17 protein-coding genes, 3 tRNA genes and 1 pseudogene are annotated in these 17561 nt (G+C 73.8%); 5 read left to right on the plus strand and 16 right to left on the minus strand.

Annotation, left to right across the window (positions count from 1 at the left end):
* Window positions 1–51: 51 nt before the first annotated feature.
* The 6 genes and pseudogenes from ACJOT3_RS06020 to ACJOT3_RS06045 form a co-directional block, all read right to left on the minus strand.
* Window positions 52–1188, minus strand: coding sequence for a leucine-rich repeat domain-containing protein (locus ACJOT3_RS06020; protein WP_406969661.1), 1137 nt, complete (start codon window positions 1186–1188; stop codon window positions 52–54).
* A 77-nt stretch (window positions 1189–1265) separates the two neighbouring features.
* A pseudogene (locus tag ACJOT3_RS06025) lies at window positions 1266–1337 on the minus strand.
* 110 nt (window positions 1338–1447) lie between these two features.
* Window positions 1448–1523: transfer RNA gene (locus ACJOT3_RS06030), tRNA-Asp, on the minus strand.
* A gap of 62 nt (window positions 1524–1585) precedes the next feature.
* Window positions 1586–1658: transfer RNA gene (locus tag ACJOT3_RS06035), tRNA-Ser, on the minus strand.
* 58 nt (window positions 1659–1716) lie between these two features.
* Window positions 1717–1789: transfer RNA gene (locus ACJOT3_RS06040), tRNA-Cys, on the minus strand.
* A gap of 81 nt (window positions 1790–1870) precedes the next feature.
* Window positions 1871–3100: an ROK family protein gene (locus ACJOT3_RS06045; RefSeq protein ID WP_406969663.1), complete on the minus strand. Its 1230-nt coding sequence runs from the start codon at window positions 3098–3100 to the stop codon at window positions 1871–1873.
* 98 nt (window positions 3101–3198) lie between these two features.
* Between ACJOT3_RS06045 and ACJOT3_RS06050 the strand changes: the two genes are divergently transcribed.
* Both ACJOT3_RS06050 and ACJOT3_RS06055 read left to right on the plus strand, forming a co-directional pair.
* Window positions 3199–3801: a GNAT family N-acetyltransferase gene (locus ACJOT3_RS06050; RefSeq protein WP_406969665.1), complete on the plus strand. Its 603-nt coding sequence runs from the start codon at window positions 3199–3201 to the stop codon at window positions 3799–3801.
* Window positions 3802–3810: 9 nt separating this feature from the next.
* Complete coding sequence (locus ACJOT3_RS06055; protein WP_406969667.1) at window positions 3811–4281, plus strand: NUDIX hydrolase; 471 nt, start codon at window positions 3811–3813, stop codon at window positions 4279–4281.
* 199 nt (window positions 4282–4480) lie between these two features.
* On the opposite strand, the gene ACJOT3_RS06060 is transcribed toward ACJOT3_RS06055, so the two are convergent.
* The 4 genes from ACJOT3_RS06060 to ACJOT3_RS06075 all read right to left on the minus strand — a co-directional run bounded on the left by ACJOT3_RS06060 (window position 4481) and on the right by ACJOT3_RS06075 (window position 7935).
* The gene (locus ACJOT3_RS06060; protein ID WP_406969669.1) at window positions 4481–5413 is read right to left on the minus strand and encodes a M48 family metallopeptidase; all 933 of its coding nucleotides are present in this window, start codon (window positions 5411–5413) and stop codon (window positions 4481–4483) included.
* 183 nt (window positions 5414–5596) lie between these two features.
* A complete protein-coding gene (locus ACJOT3_RS06065) occupies window positions 5597–6337 on the minus strand; it encodes a DivIVA domain-containing protein (protein WP_406969690.1) in 741 nt (246 codons plus the stop codon).
* A 28-nt stretch (window positions 6338–6365) separates the two neighbouring features.
* Entirely contained in the window at window positions 6366–6965 is a 600-nt protein-coding gene (locus ACJOT3_RS06070) for a hypothetical protein (protein ID WP_406969671.1), read from the minus strand.
* Between the two features lie 79 nt (window positions 6966–7044).
* Window positions 7045–7935 (minus strand): N-acetylmuramoyl-L-alanine amidase, encoded by an 891-nt coding sequence (locus tag ACJOT3_RS06075; RefSeq protein ID WP_406969673.1) that lies wholly within the window; start codon window positions 7933–7935, stop codon window positions 7045–7047.
* Between the two features lie 429 nt (window positions 7936–8364).
* On the opposite strand from ACJOT3_RS06075, the gene ACJOT3_RS06080 reads away from it, so the two are divergent.
* Window positions 8365–9513 carry a cell wall protein gene (locus tag ACJOT3_RS06080; protein ID WP_406969675.1) on the plus strand — a complete coding sequence of 383 codons (1149 nt, stop codon included), beginning with the start codon at window positions 8365–8367 and terminating at the stop codon, window positions 9511–9513.
* A 407-nt stretch (window positions 9514–9920) separates the two neighbouring features.
* Entirely contained in the window at window positions 9921–11162 is a 1242-nt protein-coding gene (locus ACJOT3_RS06085) for a hypothetical protein (protein WP_406969677.1), read from the plus strand.
* 15 nt (window positions 11163–11177) lie between these two features.
* On the opposite strand, the gene ACJOT3_RS06090 is transcribed toward ACJOT3_RS06085, so the two are convergent.
* The 6 genes from ACJOT3_RS06090 to ACJOT3_RS06115 form a co-directional block, all read right to left on the minus strand.
* Window positions 11178–11807, minus strand: a complete 630-nt coding sequence (locus ACJOT3_RS06090) for a response regulator transcription factor (protein WP_406969679.1) — start codon at window positions 11805–11807, stop codon at window positions 11178–11180.
* A gap of 204 nt (window positions 11808–12011) precedes the next feature.
* On the minus strand, window positions 12012–13229 hold the full coding sequence (locus tag ACJOT3_RS06095) for a sensor histidine kinase (RefSeq protein WP_406969681.1): 1218 nt from the start codon (window positions 13227–13229) through the stop codon (window positions 12012–12014).
* 7 nt (window positions 13230–13236) lie between these two features.
* The gene (locus ACJOT3_RS06100) at window positions 13237–13995 is read right to left on the minus strand and encodes an ABC transporter permease (RefSeq protein WP_406969683.1); all 759 of its coding nucleotides are present in this window, start codon (window positions 13993–13995) and stop codon (window positions 13237–13239) included.
* Window positions 13992–14933 (minus strand): ABC transporter ATP-binding protein, encoded by a 942-nt coding sequence (locus tag ACJOT3_RS06105; protein ID WP_406969685.1) that lies wholly within the window; start codon window positions 14931–14933, stop codon window positions 13992–13994. The genes ACJOT3_RS06100 and ACJOT3_RS06105 overlap by 4 nt, the downstream gene beginning before the upstream one ends.
* Window positions 14934–15179: 246 nt before the next feature.
* The gene (gene bldC, locus ACJOT3_RS06110) at window positions 15180–15383 is read right to left on the minus strand and encodes a developmental transcriptional regulator BldC (RefSeq protein WP_013155387.1); all 204 of its coding nucleotides are present in this window, start codon (window positions 15381–15383) and stop codon (window positions 15180–15182) included.
* Between the two features lie 701 nt (window positions 15384–16084).
* A complete protein-coding gene (locus tag ACJOT3_RS06115) occupies window positions 16085–16918 on the minus strand; it encodes a DUF8083 family protein (RefSeq protein ID WP_406969692.1) in 834 nt (277 codons plus the stop codon).
* Window positions 16919–17221: 303 nt separating this feature from the next.
* On the opposite strand from ACJOT3_RS06115, the gene ACJOT3_RS06120 reads away from it, so the two are divergent.
* Window positions 17222–17443 carry a DUF3073 domain-containing protein gene (locus tag ACJOT3_RS06120; RefSeq protein WP_406969688.1) on the plus strand — a complete coding sequence of 74 codons (222 nt, stop codon included), beginning with the start codon at window positions 17222–17224 and terminating at the stop codon, window positions 17441–17443.
* The last annotated feature ends 118 nt before the right edge of the window (window positions 17444–17561 follow it).

A 17561-nucleotide genomic window follows, 5' to 3' on the forward strand; every position in this document is an offset into this window, starting at 1 on the left:
CCGCAGAACCACCGGTTACCCCGGGACCACCGACCGCCGCGAGCCCTCCGCTCACCGGTACAGGCTCGCGATCGCGCGCATGTCCTCGTGCACCCGGCGGGCCGGGCGCAGGTGCCCGGCGATCGTCCGCTTGGTGCGGCGCGGCAGGCCCGGGCCCAGCCCCGCGTACTCCATGCGGCCGCTCCGGGCCACCGCCTCCGACAGCGCACGCGCCGCCGGGTGGCCGAACCCGGTGTGGCGCACCTCCAGGCGGCGCAGCGGGCTGGCCGGGATCGCCTGTGCCAGCGCCGTCACACCCGCGTCGCCGAGCTCGTTGGACGGCGCGCCCAGCGCCCGCTGCGAGGGCGGGCGGCCCAGGTCGAGCGCCTCGATGCCGCCCAGCGCCTCGGCCAGGGCGACCGCCCCGTCCGCGCCGATGCCGTTGCCGCCCAGGCCCAGGGTCACCGGCCGGTCCAGCCTGGCGACGGCGGCGGCGATGGTCCGCGCGCCCGCGTCGCCCAGGTGGTTGGCGGGCGCGTACAGCTCGCGCACCCCGGCCTCGCTCAGGAACGCGGCCAGCAGGTCGGCGGTGTCCGGGCCCAGCCCGTTGCCGCCCAGGAACAGCCGCTCCAGCGGGGCCTCCCGCCCGGTCAGCGCGTCCAGCAGGGCGCGCAGGCCGTCGGCGGTGACCCCGGTGTTCACCAGGTCCAGCGAACGCAGCCGGCCGTTGCCGGCCAGCGCACCGGCGACCGCCCGCGCGCCCTCGTCGCCCACGGGGTTGCGCTTGAGCCACAGGGCCCGCACGGTGTCGTCCCCGGCGATCCGGTCGGCCAGGGCGACCGCCCCGTCCGCGCCGATCCGGTTGCAGCCCAGGTAGAGGGTCTGGAGCCCGTGCCCGTCGGTGAGGGTGTCGGCCAGCAGGCGGGCGCCCTCGGAACCGATGGCGTTGGTGCCCAGCAGCAGGTGGGCGGCGTGCGGGGAGGCCGCGGCCGCGGGGATCACCCGCCGCGCACCGGCCGGGCCCAGGCCCTGCTTGCACAGGTCCACCCGGCCGTCGGGGCGCAGGGTGCCCAGCGGGAAGGCCGCGTCGGCCGTCACCGGGGCCGGGTCGGCAAGCCGGGCCAACAGAGGCTCCAGGTCGGCGGGGTCCGCCAGGGGCAGGTCGGGGTGCTCGATGGCGGGGCAGCGTACGGGCGTCTTGTCGGTCATCACCATTCCACCGCTCGATCGTGATCGGGCCGGTGGACGGAGCCGACCGGGGCCCCTGCGTGCAAAAGAGTAAGAGGCAGGACCGGTCGGATTCGAACCGACGTCCTCCAACTCGCTGTCCGGCGCGACGACCTCTGCGCTACGGCCCTGCCGAGCACGGAGTCTAGCCACATCCGCCGACGATTCGGGGGGCTTGCCCCCGGTTCGCCACGTTTTCGCACGTGGGGCGGCCGAAAAAGCAGGCGGGTGGAATCGGAGGTGGCGGGGGCGGCCGGATTCGAACCGGCGTCCTCCTCCATGACGTGTAGGCGCGACGACCTCTGCGCTACACCCCCGCCACGCCAGGAGCGTAGCGGCTCGCGCCCGCGGACGTGCGGCGAGGGGCGAAGAGGGGCGGCGGGACCGGCCGGATTCGAACCGACGTCCTCCCGAAGAGCAGTCGGGCGCGACGACCTCTGCGCTACGGTCCCGCCGCCGCGGCACACGCTAACGCACCGGGGCGGGACCCACACGGGGGAGGCCCGGCGATGGGACCGACCGGAATCGAACCGGCGTCCTCCCGAGATGTAGTAGGGCGCGACTTCCTCTGCGCTACGGCCCCGCCACCGCGGCACACGCTAACGCACCGTCCCCGGTCCGGGAAGGCGCCGATCCCCCCTGGCCGCCTCCCCGCCGGGACCGGTCAGCCGGCGTCCACCGCCTCGGGCAGCGGCAGCGCGCCCGAGTCGAGGGCGTGGATGATGCCCGCGGCGCCGCCCCGGGCCGCGGCGCTCAGCCCCAGCGCCGACGGCTCCACCCGGCAGCCGCCCGCGTCCGGGGCGAACACCCCGGCCGCCAGGGCGGTCCGGCAGGGCGGCAGCAGCCAGGGACCCATCGGCACGAAGTACCCGCCCAGCAGCACCAGCCCCGGGTCCACCAGGTTGACCAGCGCCGCCAGCCCTCGGCCCAGCCGGTTCCCGGCCCGCCCCAGCGCCGCCACCGCCACCGCGTCGCCCGCCGCGGCCCGGCCCACCGCCGTGTCCACCAGCACCGCCACGTCCGCCCCGGACAGCGGCCGCCCCGGCGCCAGGTCGGGGAGCGCGTCGCGCAGGATCGCGCCGATGCCCGCCACCGCCTCCAGGCAGCCGCGCCGCCCGCACGAGCACTCCGGCCCGTCCGGGTCCAGCGCCAGGTGCCCCAGCTCCCCGGCGAACCCGCCCGCGCCGCGCAGCAGGGCGCCGTCGGTGAGCACCCCCGCGCCGATCCCGACCTCGCCGGTGACGTAGACCAGGTCGGGGGTCCCGGCGAAGGAGCCCACCCGGTACTCGGCCACCGCCCCCAGGTTGGCGTCGTTGTCCACGCGCACCGGGAAGCCCAGCGCCTTCGCCCGCCCGCCCAGCGGGAAGTCCGACCAGCCCAGGTTGGGAGCCCGGCGCACCGTCCCGGTCGGGGCGTCCACCAGGCCCGGCACCGCGATCCCGGCGCCCACCACGGTCCGCCCGCGCACCGCGGGGTCGTCGGCGGCCTCGCGCAGCGCCGCCACGATCCGCCGGGCGCTCTCCTCCGGCCCCGCCTCCCGCGCGTCGAACGGCGTGTGCCGGGCGGTCAGCTCCCGTTGCACCAGGTCGACGGCCACCACCGACAGGTAGTCAACATTGACTTCCAGGCCCAGCGCCGCGACCGACGTGTCGTCCAGGTCCAGCAGCACCCCGGGCCGGCCCACCCCGTTCTGCGCGGTCCGGCCGGTCTCCCGGACCAGGCCGCGCGCCATCAGGTCGGCGACCAGGCTGGACACCGTCGTCTTGTTCAGACCGGTGGCCGCCGCCACCGCCGCCCGCGAACACGGCGCGGACTCGCGGATGGTGCGCAGCACCACCCCCAGATTGGCCTCGCGGACCGTGCGCAGGCCCACCGTTCCCGAACCCACCGCCACGGGGACCTCCCTCGTCAACGCTCCGCCGTGTCCGGATCGTATCGGTCGGATCGAAAACGGGTTGCCGGGTGACCGCGACCGGTGATGGGATGCGGCCCATGGTTCCCGCAGACGTCTTCCGCGACCAGCCGGTACTCACCGGCGACCTGGTCGAGCTCCGCCCGCTGAACGCCGAGACCGGCGCTCCGCTCGTCGACGCCCTCGTCGACATGGACCCGGAGGTGCGCCGCCTCACCGGCACCCACCGGCGGTTCACGCGGGAGGTCGCCGAGGAGTGGAACCGGACCCGCCCCGACCACCACGACCGCGCCGACTGGGTGATCGTCGAACGCGCCGGGGGCACCGCCGTCGGCGACTGCGCGCTCATCGACCTGGACCCCGACAACGCGTCCATCGGCTACCGGATCGCGCTCACCGGCACCGGCGTCACCGGGAAGGGGTACGGCACCGCCGCCACGGACCTGGTGCTGGAGTACGCGTTCACGGTCGCGGGCCTGCACCGGGTCGCCCTGGAGGTGTTCGACTTCAACGGCCGGGCGCAGCGCTCCTACGAGAAGTCGGGGTTCGTCCGCGAGGGCGTCTGGCGCCAGGCCCTGCACTGGGACGGCGAGTGGCACGACGCGGTCCTCATGTCGCTGCTCTCCCACGAGTACGCGGCCCTGCGCGCCGAAAAGGACACCGGGGACGCCGAGGGCCGTTAGCCTCGGGTCATGCCCGTTCCCGAGTTCCTGCGCGAGCTGCGCGATCAGATCGGCCCGGCCCTGGTCCCCCTGGTGGGGGTCACCGCCGTGGTGCTGGACGAGGACGACAACGTCCTGCTGCACCGGCGCGCCGACGACGGCCGCTGGGCCACCCCCGGCGGCATCCTCGAACCGGGGGAGCAGCCCGCCGTCGCCGTGGTCCGCGAGACGCGGGAGGAGACCGGCCTGGTCGTGGAGGTCGAGCGGCTGGTCAGCGTGCTCGGCCAGGACCCCTACGTCTACCCCAACGGCGACCGGGTCCAGTTCCTGGACCTGGCGTTCCGCTGCCGCCCGGTGGGCGGCGCACCCGACGCGAGCGGCGACGAGACCCTGGAGGTGGCCTGGTTCGCCCCCGGCGAGCTGCCCGCCATGTCGCCGCGCATCCTCGCCCGCATCGCCTACGCCCGCGAGTCCCGCACCGAACCCTTCTACGTCCGCTGACCCGGTCCCGGCCCCGGCCGGGGCTCCCGGTGCCTGGGCCCGAGGCCGCCGGAGAACGGCACCCGCCGCAGACCGGCCCCGGCCGGGGCTCCCCGCCCCGTCGCCCACCGGTCTCGGACGGCCTTGCCCCGGCCGCCCTCACGCCCGGGCCTCCGGCGTCGGCCGAGCCCAGCGCCGGTCCGTGCCCGTCCGCTCGGGGTCAGAGGAAGATGCGGCCGCGGCGGCCCCGGTCGCGCAGGGCCGCCATCCGGCGGACGTTGCCCGGCCGGCGCGACAGCAGGTGGTAGAGCAGCAGCGTGCAGCCGCGGTCGGTGCGCGCCCGGTCGGCCATCTCGCCCATGTTCACCCGCGGGTACAGCCGCACCCCGCCCGCGTGCACCCGCACGGTGTGGGCGCCCTCGGGGAAGTGGGCGTAGGCGTGGTTGTCCGCCGTGTACTCCGAGCAGCGCGCCAGCGCCGCCCCCAGCAGCGGCACCGGGTCCGCGCCCAGTACCGCGAGCCGCCGCCAGAACCCGGTGTGCCCGGCCACCACGTGCCCGAGCTGGTGGGCCACCGTGAACGCCAGCGCGTCCGGGTCGCCGACCCGCCCGTCGTCGTCGAACAGCTCGCCCGACAGCACCAGGTAGCGGCGCAGCCCGTGCGCGCCCGCGTCGGCCGGGCCGCCGTCCACCCGCACGTACGCCTCCGGGGTACGCACCCCCATCGCCGCCGACAGCATCGCGATCACCCGGTACGCCTCGGGGAACTGGGTGGGGGAGATCTTCACCGACTCCGCCCGGTGCCGCGCGTACCGCAGCCCCCGAGCCAGCCAGCAGACGGCCGGGAGCAGGGCCAGCGCCACCAGGGGGGCCTGCCAGGTGCCGGTGAGCACGCCCAGCAGGTGCGCGCCCAGGCCCAGGATCAGCACGTTCGCGATCGCGCAGACGACGAACAGCGGGGTCTCCCACGGGTGGGCGGGCGCCGGAACGATCTCCTCGCCGTCGCCCAGCTCATAGGATCCGCGGCCGTTCGGCCGCACGGAACGGCAGTAGGGCGCGGCCGGGTACCGGGTCTGCGGGACGTATCCGCAACCGCCCGCCCCGTGCACCGAACATCCCTGGACGCGGCCCTGCGCGGGCACGGCGTGGAACATGGAGGCCTCCCCCCGGGCGCGGGAACGGTGGACCAGGGCCGATCACTCCCTGTGTCCAAATATTACTTTCCGCTTCCTCGGAGATGGGCTTAGTGCACAACGGCGTGTCAACGACCGTTCACGGACACCTTTTCCCGGCCCGACCCGCTGTCCGGAACCCTTTTTCGCCTCGCCTCGCCTCTGCTACCTCTGCTCGTACCGGCGCAGTTCCTCGGCCAGCAGGTCCAGGAACCGGTCCACCTGCGCCGGGTCGTACCCCGGCCGGGCCCGCGTGGTCGAGAACTGCACCCGCTCCACGTCCTTGGCCGACAGCGTCGCCCGGTCCGGCCGCCCCTGCTGGAGCACCTCCAGGGTGAACTCGGCCCGGTCCAGGAAGTCGTCGACCTCCTGCTCGTTGTAGCCGGTGGTCAGCCTCGTCGTCGCGAACTGCTGGTCGCGCACGTGCTGGGGTGTCAACCGGGGCGGCGGCCCCGGCCGTCCCCGGCCGCCCGCGGGCCCCTGTCCAGGCGCAGGACCGGGCCCCGGTCCAGGCGCAGGACCAGGCCCCTGCCCGGGTCCCGGCCCGGGCCCGGCGGCACGTCCCGCCCGCGGACCCGCACCGGGGTGCGGCGGCAGCGGCGGGGCGGTCGGACCCGACCGGCCCAGGCCGCGCCCGGCCAGGTCGGCGACCACGACGTCGAGGAAGTCGTCCACCTCGTCCTCCCGGTACCCGGGGCTCAGCCGGGTGGTCCGGAAGCGCGAGCTGCGCACCTCTTCGGCCGTGATGAGCGGGCCCGTGCGCGGGCCGCCCTCCAGTGCGACGAGCGTGCTCTCGATGCGGTCGAGCAGCGCGTCGACGTCCTCCTCGTTGTATCCCGGGCGCAGACGCACCGTGTGGAACTTCTTCTTGCGGATGTCCGCCGGTGTCAGAGGCATGGTCCCTATTGTGCAGTTCAGGAGGTTCTCAGGGTGGTCATTCCCGCCCGCTGCGCGCCTCCGACCGCGCTATGCGCTGCGCGAGGTCGTTCAGCACGGAGGCGACCTGGGTGCGGTGGAACCCGCGCAGGACCACGTCGAATCGCGCGGAGGCGAGCTCGGCCGAGGTGATGGGCGGGGTGCCGGCCGGGACCCCGGCGGGGGAGGGGGCCCCGGTGCGGGCGGTCAGGGTGGCGAACGCCCGGTCCAGGAGATCCGAGACCTGGGCACGGTCGTACCCGCGCAGCACGACGTCGAACGCCGGGAACGTCAGGGGCGGTTCCGCGGCCGCGGGGGCCTCGGCAGCCTCGGCGCCGCCTCCGGCCGACGCCTCCAGGCGGGCGAGCTCCCGGGCGAGGCCGTCGATCCAGTCGGCGACCTGGGTGCGGTGGAACCCGCGCAGGACCACGTCGAACTCCGCCGAGGCGAGCTCGGCCGCGGTGATCGGGAGTGTTCCCTCGGGGATCTCCACGGGCGACGGCACCCCGGTACCGGCGGACAGGGTGGCCATCGCGCGGTACAGCAGGTCGGCGACCTGCACACGGTCGTAGCCGCGCAGGATCACGTCGAATTCGGGGATGGTCGGGGGCGAGTGCATGCCCGCATTATGCCGAGGGGCCGTGGCCCGCGCCATAGCGGGCCGCTCCCGTGGCCGACAGCGGACGTACGCACCCCGCTCATTCCCGCATGAGGTAGAAGGCGAGGGCGCGCGCGATCGCGTTCGCGGCCTGCTCCCGCCACCGCGGGTCCTCCAGCAGGGCGGCGTCCTCGGCGTTGCGCATGTTCCCGGCCTCCAGGAACACCTTGGGCACGGTGGACATGTTGAGCCCGCCCAGGTCGGTGCGCTCGTCCAGGCCGTCCTGGGCCAGGTAGTCGGCGTAGGGGATGTCGGTGCCCTCGCGGTATTCGCGGCGCAGGTCCTCGGCCAGTTCCCGGGAGGGCTCCACGATGTCCTCGGTGAAGCCCTCGACCTCGCCGGGCACGATCACGTGGAAGCCGCGCCCGGACTCGGGGCCGCCGTCGGCGTGGATGGACAGGGCGGCGTCGGCGCCGGCCTCGTTGCCGATCTCGGCGCGTTCGTTGATGCAGGGGCCCACGCTCTCGTTGTCCTCGCGGGTGAGGATCACGGTGGCGCCGTCTGCCTCCAGGCGTTCTTTGACCAGGAGGGAGAGCTCCCAGTTGAAGAGGTGCTCGGGGTAGCCGGTGCCGGTCTCGGCGCCGACGGTGTCGCAGGCCTTCTGCTGGGGGCCGGCGGGGACCAGGCGGTTGATCTGGGAGGCGGCCTCGGCGTTGCCGCCGTTGTGCCCGGGGTCGATGACCACGATCTTGTCGTGCAGGGGGCCGTCGCCGACGAGTTCTCCGCCGCCCTCCTGGCCCGGGGTCTCCTGCGAACCCCCGCCGGTGGAGCCGTCGTCGGGACCCGGCAGCGGGATGGCCGCGGTGGGGTCGGTGTCGGGTGCGGCTCCGGACGCCGGCGAGCAGCCGACGGCGAGGAGTGCGAGGAGCGGGATGAGGTACAGGGCGCGGGTGGCGCGGCTCCGGGGCCCTGGCGCTGCGGAGACGGGCATGCCCACAACCTACCGGGCGAACCGGGCGGAACTCCCCCTCCGCGCAGGGTACTTCTTTATAAGACGCTTCACCCATTGATCGGTTTACACGATACGAGAAAAATCTTGAAACCGAATCCGGGCCCGTTCACAGCGTAGCGCGACTTTCTCTCGTAATCTTCTTGTTATCCATTTTCGGATGTTTTCGGGCATTCGGTCGTTGTAAGGTTCTCGTGAGGAAACGGGAAGTCTCCCGCATCGGCTCCGCAGGCCCCTCCGTCCGAGGCCGCGGTCGATCTCCCTGGTGAAAGCAGTTTTTCCGGGCTTTCCCCATCCCATCCGAACCCTGGTCCCAGTCCCCCGCGCAGCGTGGCCGTACCCCGCCCGTGAGCGTTGCTCTGAACCAGGCCGACCCGATGAGCACGGGTCGGGGTCCCCTAGAGGATTGATTTGAAGACCACTTCCACCATTACCGCTCGCCGTATCATCCAGGGCGGTGCTGCTTTCGCGGCCCTCGGTGCGCTGAGCATCGCCACGGCCCTTCCGGCCGCCGCGGACGTCGAGCAGTACGGTTGGGCCTACGCCGCCTCCGAGGGCGGCGCCGGGTTCGTCGAGACCCAGGACGGCACCGCCAGCGACTCCTTCTCCGTCAACTACGGCTGGGCCTCCTGGTCGGGCACCACCACCGCCACGGTCGGCGCCGACGGCATCCGCTCCACGGTCGAGGTCCCCTCGGTCAACATCCAGATCACCGTCACCGACGTCGAGGACGACGAGCTGGAGAAGGAGGAGCCGGAAGAGGAGGAGACCGAGGACGAGGCCGACCCGTCCGAAGAGCCCACCGACGGCGGCTCCGAGGGTGACGACTCCGAGGGCGAGGGCTCCGAGGGCGGCGACGACACCTCCGGCGAGGAGGGCGGGGAGACCGGCGAGACCGGCGAGACCGACCCCACCACCCCCCCGGTCGACGAGAACACCGAGGCGCCGGTCGAGGAGGCCCCGAGCAGCTCCCCCGAGGCCGAGGTCCTCCAGCTCGACGAGACCAACAGCGACACGGTCGCCAACTCCGACGAGATCCTCGTCTCGGCCACCATCACCGGCATCTCCGTCAGCACCTTCAAGAGCTGGGACGGCTCGGTCTCCTACAGCATCAACGAGGGCACCGTCAGCAACGTCACCGCTCCCGAGGGCGTGAACCTCACCGTCACCCCGGACTCCTACACCTGGGAGGAGACCACCGACTTCGAGGGCTACCTCTGGGACGACGCCTACGCCGTCCTCGACTACGACCTCAAGGTCGACGGCGAGCTGATCGACTACATCACCGTCGCCGAGACCGGTGTCGGCACCCTGACCCTCGACGACGGTGAGAACCCCGGCGAGGAGAAGCCGCGCCCGGTGAAGCCGATCGAGAAGCCGGTCGAGGAGCAGAAGAAGCCCGCCGCCAAGCCCTCCGAGGCCCTGGCCGCGACCGGTAGCCCGATCGGCGGCCTGATCGCCGCCGGTGCCGCGATCGCCGCCGGTGGTGGCGCCGCCGCCTACCTGGCCCGCCGCAAGAAGACCGCCGTCGAGGCTCCCGCCGAGGAGAACGACAACTAGGCACCGGACACCGCGCCACCGGCCCCGCCGGTGACACGGTGACCAGGACGGCCCCGGGGATCACTCCCCGGGGCCGTTCGCGTTTTCGGACACCGGAACTCTCCCACCCCGCTGACCGTTAACCGGTCATCCGATCGGGCAGCAGACGAGCATCCGACCCCTCACGGTGAGCGATCACGCGCCGGAGAACGGTTTCCCATTCGTGATCGAGCGGTTAGGCTCGCCCGTGTGGGCGCCCCGCGCGCCCCGCCCCGCACGGCCCCTTCCCCCGGGGCGGGAAGGCCGTCGTCCCCGCCGCCCCGCGTGCCGCGACCACGTTCGCGGCGCCCCCGTGAAGCCCGCCCCCGCCCGGGCCACGGGACCGGCCGCAAGGCCGGACATCCCCCAGTAGCTACAGGAGTGCCGTGGTGACCCCCGCCAGAACGACAGCACACCGCCTCCTCGGCGGCACCGCCGTGGCCGTGCTCGCGGCCGTGCTCGGCCTGACCGTGTCCCTGCCCCCGGCCGCCACGGCGGCCACCGCCGTGGACCCGCTCGTATGGGGGAACGCACAGGCCTGGGCCGCCAACGGCGACGCCGTCTCCGGCTACTCCACCGCCGTCAGCTTCGGCGGGGACAACGAGGAACGCGGCGACACCGCCGACGTGTACGGCCCGCTCGCCCCCTACATCGACATCGAGGGCTCCAGCCACACCGTCATCGGGGCCAAGGGCGCGACCTCCACCGCCGTCGTGGACTCGGCGGTCCTGCGCCTCACCGTCGCGGACCTGATCGGCCTCGGCATGATCGACGTGCCCGCCGACCTCGACATCGCCCCGTCCGCCCCGGACGACGCCCCCTCGGCCGGGGACGGCGAGGAACCGCTCTCCCCGTACTGGGACGCGCCCACCCCGGAGGGCGAGGAGGAGCCCCGGCCCCAGCAGCCGCCCGCCGACGGCGACCACCCGGGCTTCACGGGCGAGTCGCAGAGCCCGGACCCGGCCAGCCCCTCCCCGGGCGAGAGCGAGAGCCCGGCGGACGACGTGATCGTCCTGGACGACGCCTCCACCCGCCGGGTCGCCGCCGACAACACCCTGGAGATCTCCGTCGCCGACGTCACCACCACGGCCTCGGCCGGGTTCGACGGGCACACCGGCACCGGTTTCGACCACGGGGCCCTCAGCGCCTTCGGGGTGCCCGTGGACCAGGTGCGGCCCGGCCGCGCCCAGGTCGTGGAGGACGTCCTGGAGGTCATGGACGAGGACGGGGAGACGGTCCTGGAGGTCCCGGTGGCCGTCCACTTCGCCCGCGTCCAGGAGACCTTCGACGACGAGGACCCGGACTGGCGGGGCCAGGGCGCCCGCTCCCGGCTCAGCGTGACCGTGAGCGTCGGGGACACCGCCGACCACAACGGGTTCTCCGTCGACTTCGCCGACTCCTGGGCGCTGGGCTCCACCTACGCGGCCGGCTCGGGGACCTCCCCGTCCCCGGGCGACCGGGCGAGCAGCGCCCCGCAGGCGCAGCCGCGCTCCAACAACAACCTGGCGATGACGGGCAGCTCCCTGGCCGCCCTGGTCACCGCGGCCCTGGTGGCCATCGGCGGCGGGTCCACCGCCACCTTCCTGGCCCGCAAGCGCACCTCCGCCATGGACGACCGCATCGGCGACTGACCCCCGGGCCGGGCGTCAGAGCCAGCCCTTCTCGTAGGCCACCCGCGCCGCCTCCGTGCGGTTGCGGGTGCCGGTCTTGCCGATGGCCGACGACAGGTAGTTGCGGACGGTGCTCTCCGACAGGTGCAGCCGGGCCGAGATGTCGGCGACCGTGGAGCCGTCCATGGCGGCCGCCAGCAGCTGGCGCTCCCTGGCCGTCAGCGGGTCGGGCTCCGAGCCCAGCGCCGCCGCGGCCAGTACCGGGTCGATCACCGTCCCGCCCGCGGCCACCCGCCGGATCGCCGCGGCCAGCTCCTCCACGGGGCCGTCCTTGCTCAGGAACCCGGCCGCGCCCGCCTCCACCGCCCGGCGCAGGTACCCGGGGCGGCCGAACGTGGTGACGATGAGGACCCGGCAGGACGGCAGCCGCTCGCGCAGCTCCGCGGCGGCCTCCAGGCCGCTGCCCCCGGGCAGCTCGATGTCCAGGACGGCGACGTCCACCCGGTGCTCCACCGCGGCGGGCACGATCGCCGGGCCCTCGCCCACCAGGGCGACGACCTCCAGGTCCGCCTCCAGGCCCAGCAGCAGCGCCATCGCGTCGCGCATCATCCCCTGGTCCTCGGCCAGCAGCACCCGGACGGGCGAGGGGGCATCGGCAGCACTCATGCGCCGAACTCTAGGGCACCGTTCCCCGGCCGCGCCGCCCCGGGAGCCCCGCCGCTCAGTCGGCCTCTGCGGCCCCGGTGGTCCCGGCGGCCTCACTAGTCACAGGAGTCCTGACGGCCCCGCGGTCTCAACTGCCTCTGCCGCCCCACCGACCCCGGCGGTCCTGGCAGTCTCGGGAGCCCCGCCGTTCGCGCCCCTGCCGCCTCACCTGCCCCGGTGGGCTCCCGCCGCCTCGACAGCCCCCGTGGTCACGGGAAGCTCGGCGGTGACGCGGAAGCCGCCGTCGGGGGCGGGGCCGCTCTCCAGGCGGCCGCCCGCCAGGGCGAGCCGCTCGCCGAGCCCGGCCAGGCCGTGCCCGCCGATCCGCGGCCCGTCGTGCGGCCCGTCCGGCGGGGCCTCCCCGGGAACGGGCGCGGGGCCGCCGCGGCCGTCGTCGGTGACCGTCACCCGGACGGCGTCGTCCCCGTGCTCCACGGCGAGCTCCACCGACGTGGCGCCGCTGTGCCGCAGCACGTTCGTCACGGCCTCGCGCACCACCCAGCCCAGCACCGTCTCGGCCTCCGGCGGGGGCGGCGGACCCGACCGCCGCACCGCCACCGCGATACCCGCCCCCGCCAGCGCCGACCCCGCCCGTTCCAGCTCCCGGGTCAGCCCGCCCTCCCGGTACCCCGACACCGCCTCCCGGATCTCGGTCAGGGACCGCCGCCCCACCTCCTCGATGTCGGCGGCCTGCGCGGCGGCCGCCGCAGCGTCGCGCGCGGCCAGCCGGCGCACCGCCTCGGCCTTGACCACGATCACCGACATGCTGTGCCCGAGCAGGTCGTGCAGGTCGCGGGCGAACCGCAGCCGCTCCCGGTCCACCGCGGCCAGGGCCAGCTCCTCCCGGGTCCGGCTCAGCTCCCGCACGGTCTCGCCCAGCCCGATCAGCGCGGACACCGCGACCCCGGAGATGAACGTCCCGTACCCCGAGAACATCGGCAGCCACACGGCGTCGCCCCGGTGCCCGGCGATCACCCCCGCCGCCCCGCCCAGCACGATCAGCGCGCCCACCAGCGGCACCGTCGGCAGGGCGGTGCCGCAGGCCAGCGCCGCCATCATGAACAGGAACACCCACGTGTCGCCGTACACCAGCGCCAGCACGGTGGTCAGCGCCGCCTGGGCGACCAGCAGGGCGATGATCCCCCGCCCCGCGTACCGGGGCGGGGTGAGGTCCCGGGTGACCACGGCGGTGTACAGGGCCGAGACCACCAGCAGCCCGGCCCATCCGAACCAGGGCCAGGGCGCGCCGTCGAACAGGTCGGTGACGGCGCCCGCGGTCAGCAGCAGCCCGGGCAGGTACGCGGCGCGCCCGTTGCCACCCCGGCCGTGCGCGGAGCCCATGCCGCAGCCCTCGTCGCCCGTGGTGTCCCTCGGCCCGTCCATGAGGTCCCTAGCCCTTCGTCACCGGTCGCAGGAAGGAGCTCACCGCGTAGGCCCCGAACACCAGGGTCCACCCGAGCAGCCCCGCCACGCTACCGGCGGCGGGCGCGCCCCCGGCCACGGTGGCCCACCCCAGCGACCCGAACAGGTGCCCCGGCGACCAGGCCGCGAGGGCCGCCAGCGCCCCGGGGAACTCCGAGAGCGGGAACCACAGGCCGCCCAGCAGCGCCACCACCAGGTTGATCACGATGTTCGTGGTCCCGGCCGCGGACGGCGACAGCCGGTACCCGTTGGCGAGGCCCAGCAGCACGAACGGCAGCGATCCGACCCACAGCAGCAGCGGCAGCACGACCCACTGCCAGGCCTCCAGCCGGATCCCGTTGAGCAGCGCACCGGTGGCCAGGACCAGCAGCACGGCGGGCAGCACCATCAGCGAACCGGTGACCGCGCGTCCGGCCACCACCGTCCACGGCCGCATCGGCAGCAGCCGCAGCAGGCGCAGCCAGCCGGTGCCCTTGTCCTCGGCGACGGAGGTCCCGGCCGACAGCCCGGCGCCGAGCGCGCCGTAGGCGGCCAGGCCCACCATGGACGCCACCGCCCACCCGGGGTCGACCGGGCCGTCGCCCCGGCCGATGCTCGTGAACAGCACGTACATGAACACGGGGGTGCCCAGCCCGAAGACCATGAACCCGGGGTCGCGGGAGGTGCGGCGCAGCTCCAGCCCCACGTAGGCGGTCAGTACGGCGGTGCGGGTCGCGGTGCGGGTCATCGGGCGGCCTTCCGGGTTCGATGGGGGGCAGGGGGGTTCTCGGAGGTGATGCCGAGGAAGGCGTCCTCCAGGTTCGCGGTGGCGACCTCCAGGCCGCGCACCCGGACCAGGGCGCCCAGGGCGTGCACGGTCTCGTCGGAGTCGGTGGTGCGCAGCCGGATCCGGCCGCCCAGGTCCTCCACGGACACCACCCCGGGCAGGCCGGCCAGCCCGGCGGGGCGCTCCGCCCCGTCGGGCAGGGCGAAGGACACGACCCCGGTCCCGAACGAGCGCCGGATGCGGTCGGGGGAGTCGTCGGTGATGACCCGCCCCCGGTCGATGACGACGACCCGGTCGGCGTTGAGGTCGGCCTCCTCCAGGTGGTGGGTGGAGAAGAGCACGGTGGTGCCGCGTTCGGTGAGGGCGCGCATGGACTCCCAGAACGCGCGCCGGGCGGCCACGTCCAGGGCGGCGGTGGGCTCGTCCAGGATCAGCAGGTCGGGGCCGCCGACCAGGGCGAGCGCGAAGCACACCCGCTGGGTCTGGCCGCCGGAGAGGCGGTCGGCGCGGTGGCGGGCGACCTCGGTCAGCCCGGCCAGCTCCAGGGCCTCGGCGACCGGCAGCGGGTCGCGGTGGGTGCGGGCGACGAACCCGACCAGCTCCCGCACGGTGACCCGGGGGATGGGCCGGACGTCCTGGAGCATCGCCCCGACCCGGCCCGCGTCGACGGCCGCCCGCGGGGTGGTCCCGAACAGCCGGGCGGTCCCGGAGGTGGGGGTGTTCAGCCCCAGCAGGATGTCCACGGCGGTGGACTTGCCGGCCCCGTTGCGGCCCAGCAGAGCCACCCGCTCACCGGCGCCGACGGCGAGGTCGACACCGTCCACGGCGCGCACCGCGCCGAACTCCTTGACGACCCCGTTGAGTTCCACGGCCGGGGGTGCCGTCTGCGTCCTGTCCATGCCCGAACGCTACGGAGCGGCGGGGGTCCGGCTGTAGAAGGAAATGTACGGACCCCGCCGGTACGAATGTCCCATCCGCAGGTGGGAGTGGGTGCGCGCGTTCAACCAGACCCGCTGCCGCCCCTGAGAACACAAGGGGCGGGCCTTCTCGGTGAAGGCCCGCCCTCGGGTCTTGTCAGCCTGTCTGCACGGCCGGAGCGCGTCCGGCCGGTTCCCCCCGGAAATCAGCGGCTCAGACCGGGGAGATCACTCCGTACGCTGGCTGGGGATGCCGGCCAGCAGGGCACGGACCTCCGTCTCACGGTAGCGACGGTGTCCGCCCAAGGTGCGGATCGAGGTCAGCTTGCCCGCCTTGGCCCAGCGCGTCACGGTCTTGGGGTCCACGCGGAACATGGTGGCAACCTCGGCGGGGGTCAACAGGGGCTCCGCCTCGGGCGTGCGAGTTGACATGTGTACGGCCTCTCCTCCTGGATCTGTGTGCCGATCCTTGAGCCTGTGATCCTGGCGCTTCGCCCGGATGTCCAATATGAGTCCATATTGGCATCACCCGAGGTGATGGCGCAGCCACTTTCAGCAACTTTGCTCAGGGGAGGCCCCGGAAAGCCGCTCGTAGCTGCGTCACGCTAAGTGATTCTAGCGACACGTTTAGTGGCATGTGGCGTATTCGGTCAAAACTTCGTTCTCGGGCCTTGTTTTTCTCGATCCGGAGGTCACGAAGTGCTACGGAGGTCTGACCGAAACCCCGGCACTGGGTCTCTCGCTTGTCGGGTCGCGCCTCCGGCCGGCCCGCCGGGGGAGGGCGGGGCCGTCGAGGGCGGTGTCCCCCTCCGCGAGCCGCCCCGGGGCGGTCGGGTTGCGCGGGATCGCCCGCGCTGTAGGGGTTCTCCGGTGGACGACGGTGCTTTCAGTGATCGGGCGGCTACAGTCTACGTCGATCCCTAACGGGCGTTATGCCCAGTTTCACCGGGCTTGATGTCGTGCGCGGACGACGTCCGGGCTCGCACCGTTGTCACGTGCGCAAACGGGCCCGCCGGGCGGAAAGAAACCTGGTGTACCAGGTTCGCGGGCGGCGCGTCGCGGGTGCCTCGACGTCGAGATTTCACGACACCCAATGTGCCGGTGTCCATGAAAATCTGGGCATCTCATCACTCTCAGTTGGCGTGCTCCAGGGCGCGTATCGACCTCCACCGGCGCAGCAGCCGGTCCCGCAGTTCCACCACCCGCTCCGCGTCCCCGGCCGCCAGCGCCTTCACCGCCCCGGACACCTCCGCCACCGACCTCTCCTGCGCCAGCTGCTCGTCGTCCAGCAGGTGCACCAGGCCGCCGTAGTCCAGCTCCAGCAGCGAACCCGGGTGGGCCACCGCCCGCAGCCAGTCCACCAGCCCCTCCGTGGCCGCCGACACGGCGTGCCGCCCGATGTACTCGGTCAGCACCGCCGCCGTGCGCTCCAGCCGCTCCAGGCCCGTCGAGGTCCGCGTCAGGTACAGCAGGGCCCGGGTCGGCCCCTTGGACGGCACCAGCCGCCGGTCCCCGTCGGAGAAGGGCACGAACCATGCCACCGGGACCACCCAGTTGCTGGACAGGATCCCCGGCCGGATGTGCGCGCCCGACGCCCGCCACTCCCGGTAGCGCTCCTCCACCCGCTCGGCCTCCCGCTCCGGCACGAACGCCTCGCTCAGCGCCGGCGGGGTCTGCTCCGCGAACTCGGTGAACGCCCGCCACGACCGCAGCCGGGTCTCCCACGGGCACACGTACAGCCGCCCCTCCACCCGGCGCAGGTACGCGTTCCGGCTCTCCTCCCGCGGGGCCACCACCGGCGGGGTCACCACCAGGCGGCCCAGCACCTCGGCCTGCTCGGCGGCCAGCGCCTGCGCACGTCGCGGCCGGTCGGGGGAGCGCGCGTACTCCTCCCAGCGTCTCCGCACGTCCGGCGCGAACGACTCGATCGGCTGATAGACGCGGAGATAGGCGGTGTAGGGCAGCACGGAACGCATCGTGGCACACATCCCGCCGTGTGGCACTCACCACGCCCGAACCCCGAATCCCCCGGTCGGAGAGGGTTTGCCGGGGGCCGACCGGCGGTGTCCTGGGCCGTCCCGCGTCCCCGCACCACATCCGTCACACCCGGGTGGCGTAGGCACGGCGGGGCCCGACCAGGTACGGTTGTACGTGTACGTAAGCTGGCGCCTGTCGTCAGTCGCGTTTGACGGCGGTCAGCCCGTTTAGTTGCGGGTTAGATAAGTGATCCGGGGTTCCGTCGGAACCCCATCGTTGAGGGGGTCGAGCCAATGGGGCGCGGCCGAGCCAAGGCCAAGCAGCAGAAGGTCGCCCGGAAGCTCAAGTACAGCACCGGTGGGAACGACCTTGATCGGCTGCGGTCGGAGCTGGGTGTCGCTGAGGATGAAGGACCGACCGGACCTGCTCCGGACGATTCCTACGCGGATTCTCACGATGACCTGATCGACCGCTACGCGGATCTCGCCGAGAAGTACTCGGAGTCCGACAAGTAGCAGTACGTCGGGCGGGGGCTTCCAGGTCGCTCGGAACACAGCCGACCTGCGGACACCACCGGTCCCCAGCGGGGGCCGGGCCGTACAGGTGGATATAGCCGGTGCGAACCACTGCGGT

The sequence above is a fragment of the Nocardiopsis protaetiae genome (assembly GCF_045446735.1).
GTDB lineage: Bacteria > Actinomycetota > Actinomycetes > Streptosporangiales > Streptosporangiaceae > Nocardiopsis > Nocardiopsis protaetiae.

Coding starts and splice junctions, on each gene's coding strand:
- ACJOT3_RS06020 (WP_406969661.1), bottom strand. CDS start 1,188: ATGACCGACAAGACGCCCGTACGCTGCCCCGCCATCGAGCACCCCGAC.
- ACJOT3_RS06050 (WP_406969665.1), top strand. CDS start 3,199: ATGGTTCCCGCAGACGTCTTCCGCGACCAGCCGGTACTCACCGGCGAC.
- ACJOT3_RS06055 (WP_406969667.1), top strand. CDS start 3,811: ATGCCCGTTCCCGAGTTCCTGCGCGAGCTGCGCGATCAGATCGGCCCG.
- ACJOT3_RS06060 (WP_406969669.1), bottom strand. CDS start 5,413: ATGTTCCACGCCGTGCCCGCGCAGGGCCGCGTCCAGGGATGTTCGGTG.
- ACJOT3_RS06070 (WP_406969671.1), bottom strand. CDS start 6,965: ATGCACTCGCCCCCGACCATCCCCGAATTCGACGTGATCCTGCGCGGC.
- ACJOT3_RS06075 (WP_406969673.1), bottom strand. CDS start 7,935: ATGCCCGTCTCCGCAGCGCCAGGGCCCCGGAGCCGCGCCACCCGCGCC.
- ACJOT3_RS06090 (WP_406969679.1), bottom strand. CDS start 11,807: ATGAGTGCTGCCGATGCCCCCTCGCCCGTCCGGGTGCTGCTGGCCGAG.
- ACJOT3_RS06095 (WP_406969681.1), bottom strand. CDS start 13,229: ATGGACGGGCCGAGGGACACCACGGGCGACGAGGGCTGCGGCATGGGC.
- ACJOT3_RS06100 (WP_406969683.1), bottom strand. CDS start 13,995: ATGACCCGCACCGCGACCCGCACCGCCGTACTGACCGCCTACGTGGGG.
- ACJOT3_RS06105 (WP_406969685.1), bottom strand. CDS start 14,933: ATGGACAGGACGCAGACGGCACCCCCGGCCGTGGAACTCAACGGGGTC.
- bldC (WP_013155387.1), bottom strand. CDS start 15,383: ATGTCAACTCGCACGCCCGAGGCGGAGCCCCTGTTGACCCCCGCCGAG.
- ACJOT3_RS06120 (WP_406969688.1), top strand. CDS start 17,222: ATGGGGCGCGGCCGAGCCAAGGCCAAGCAGCAGAAGGTCGCCCGGAAG.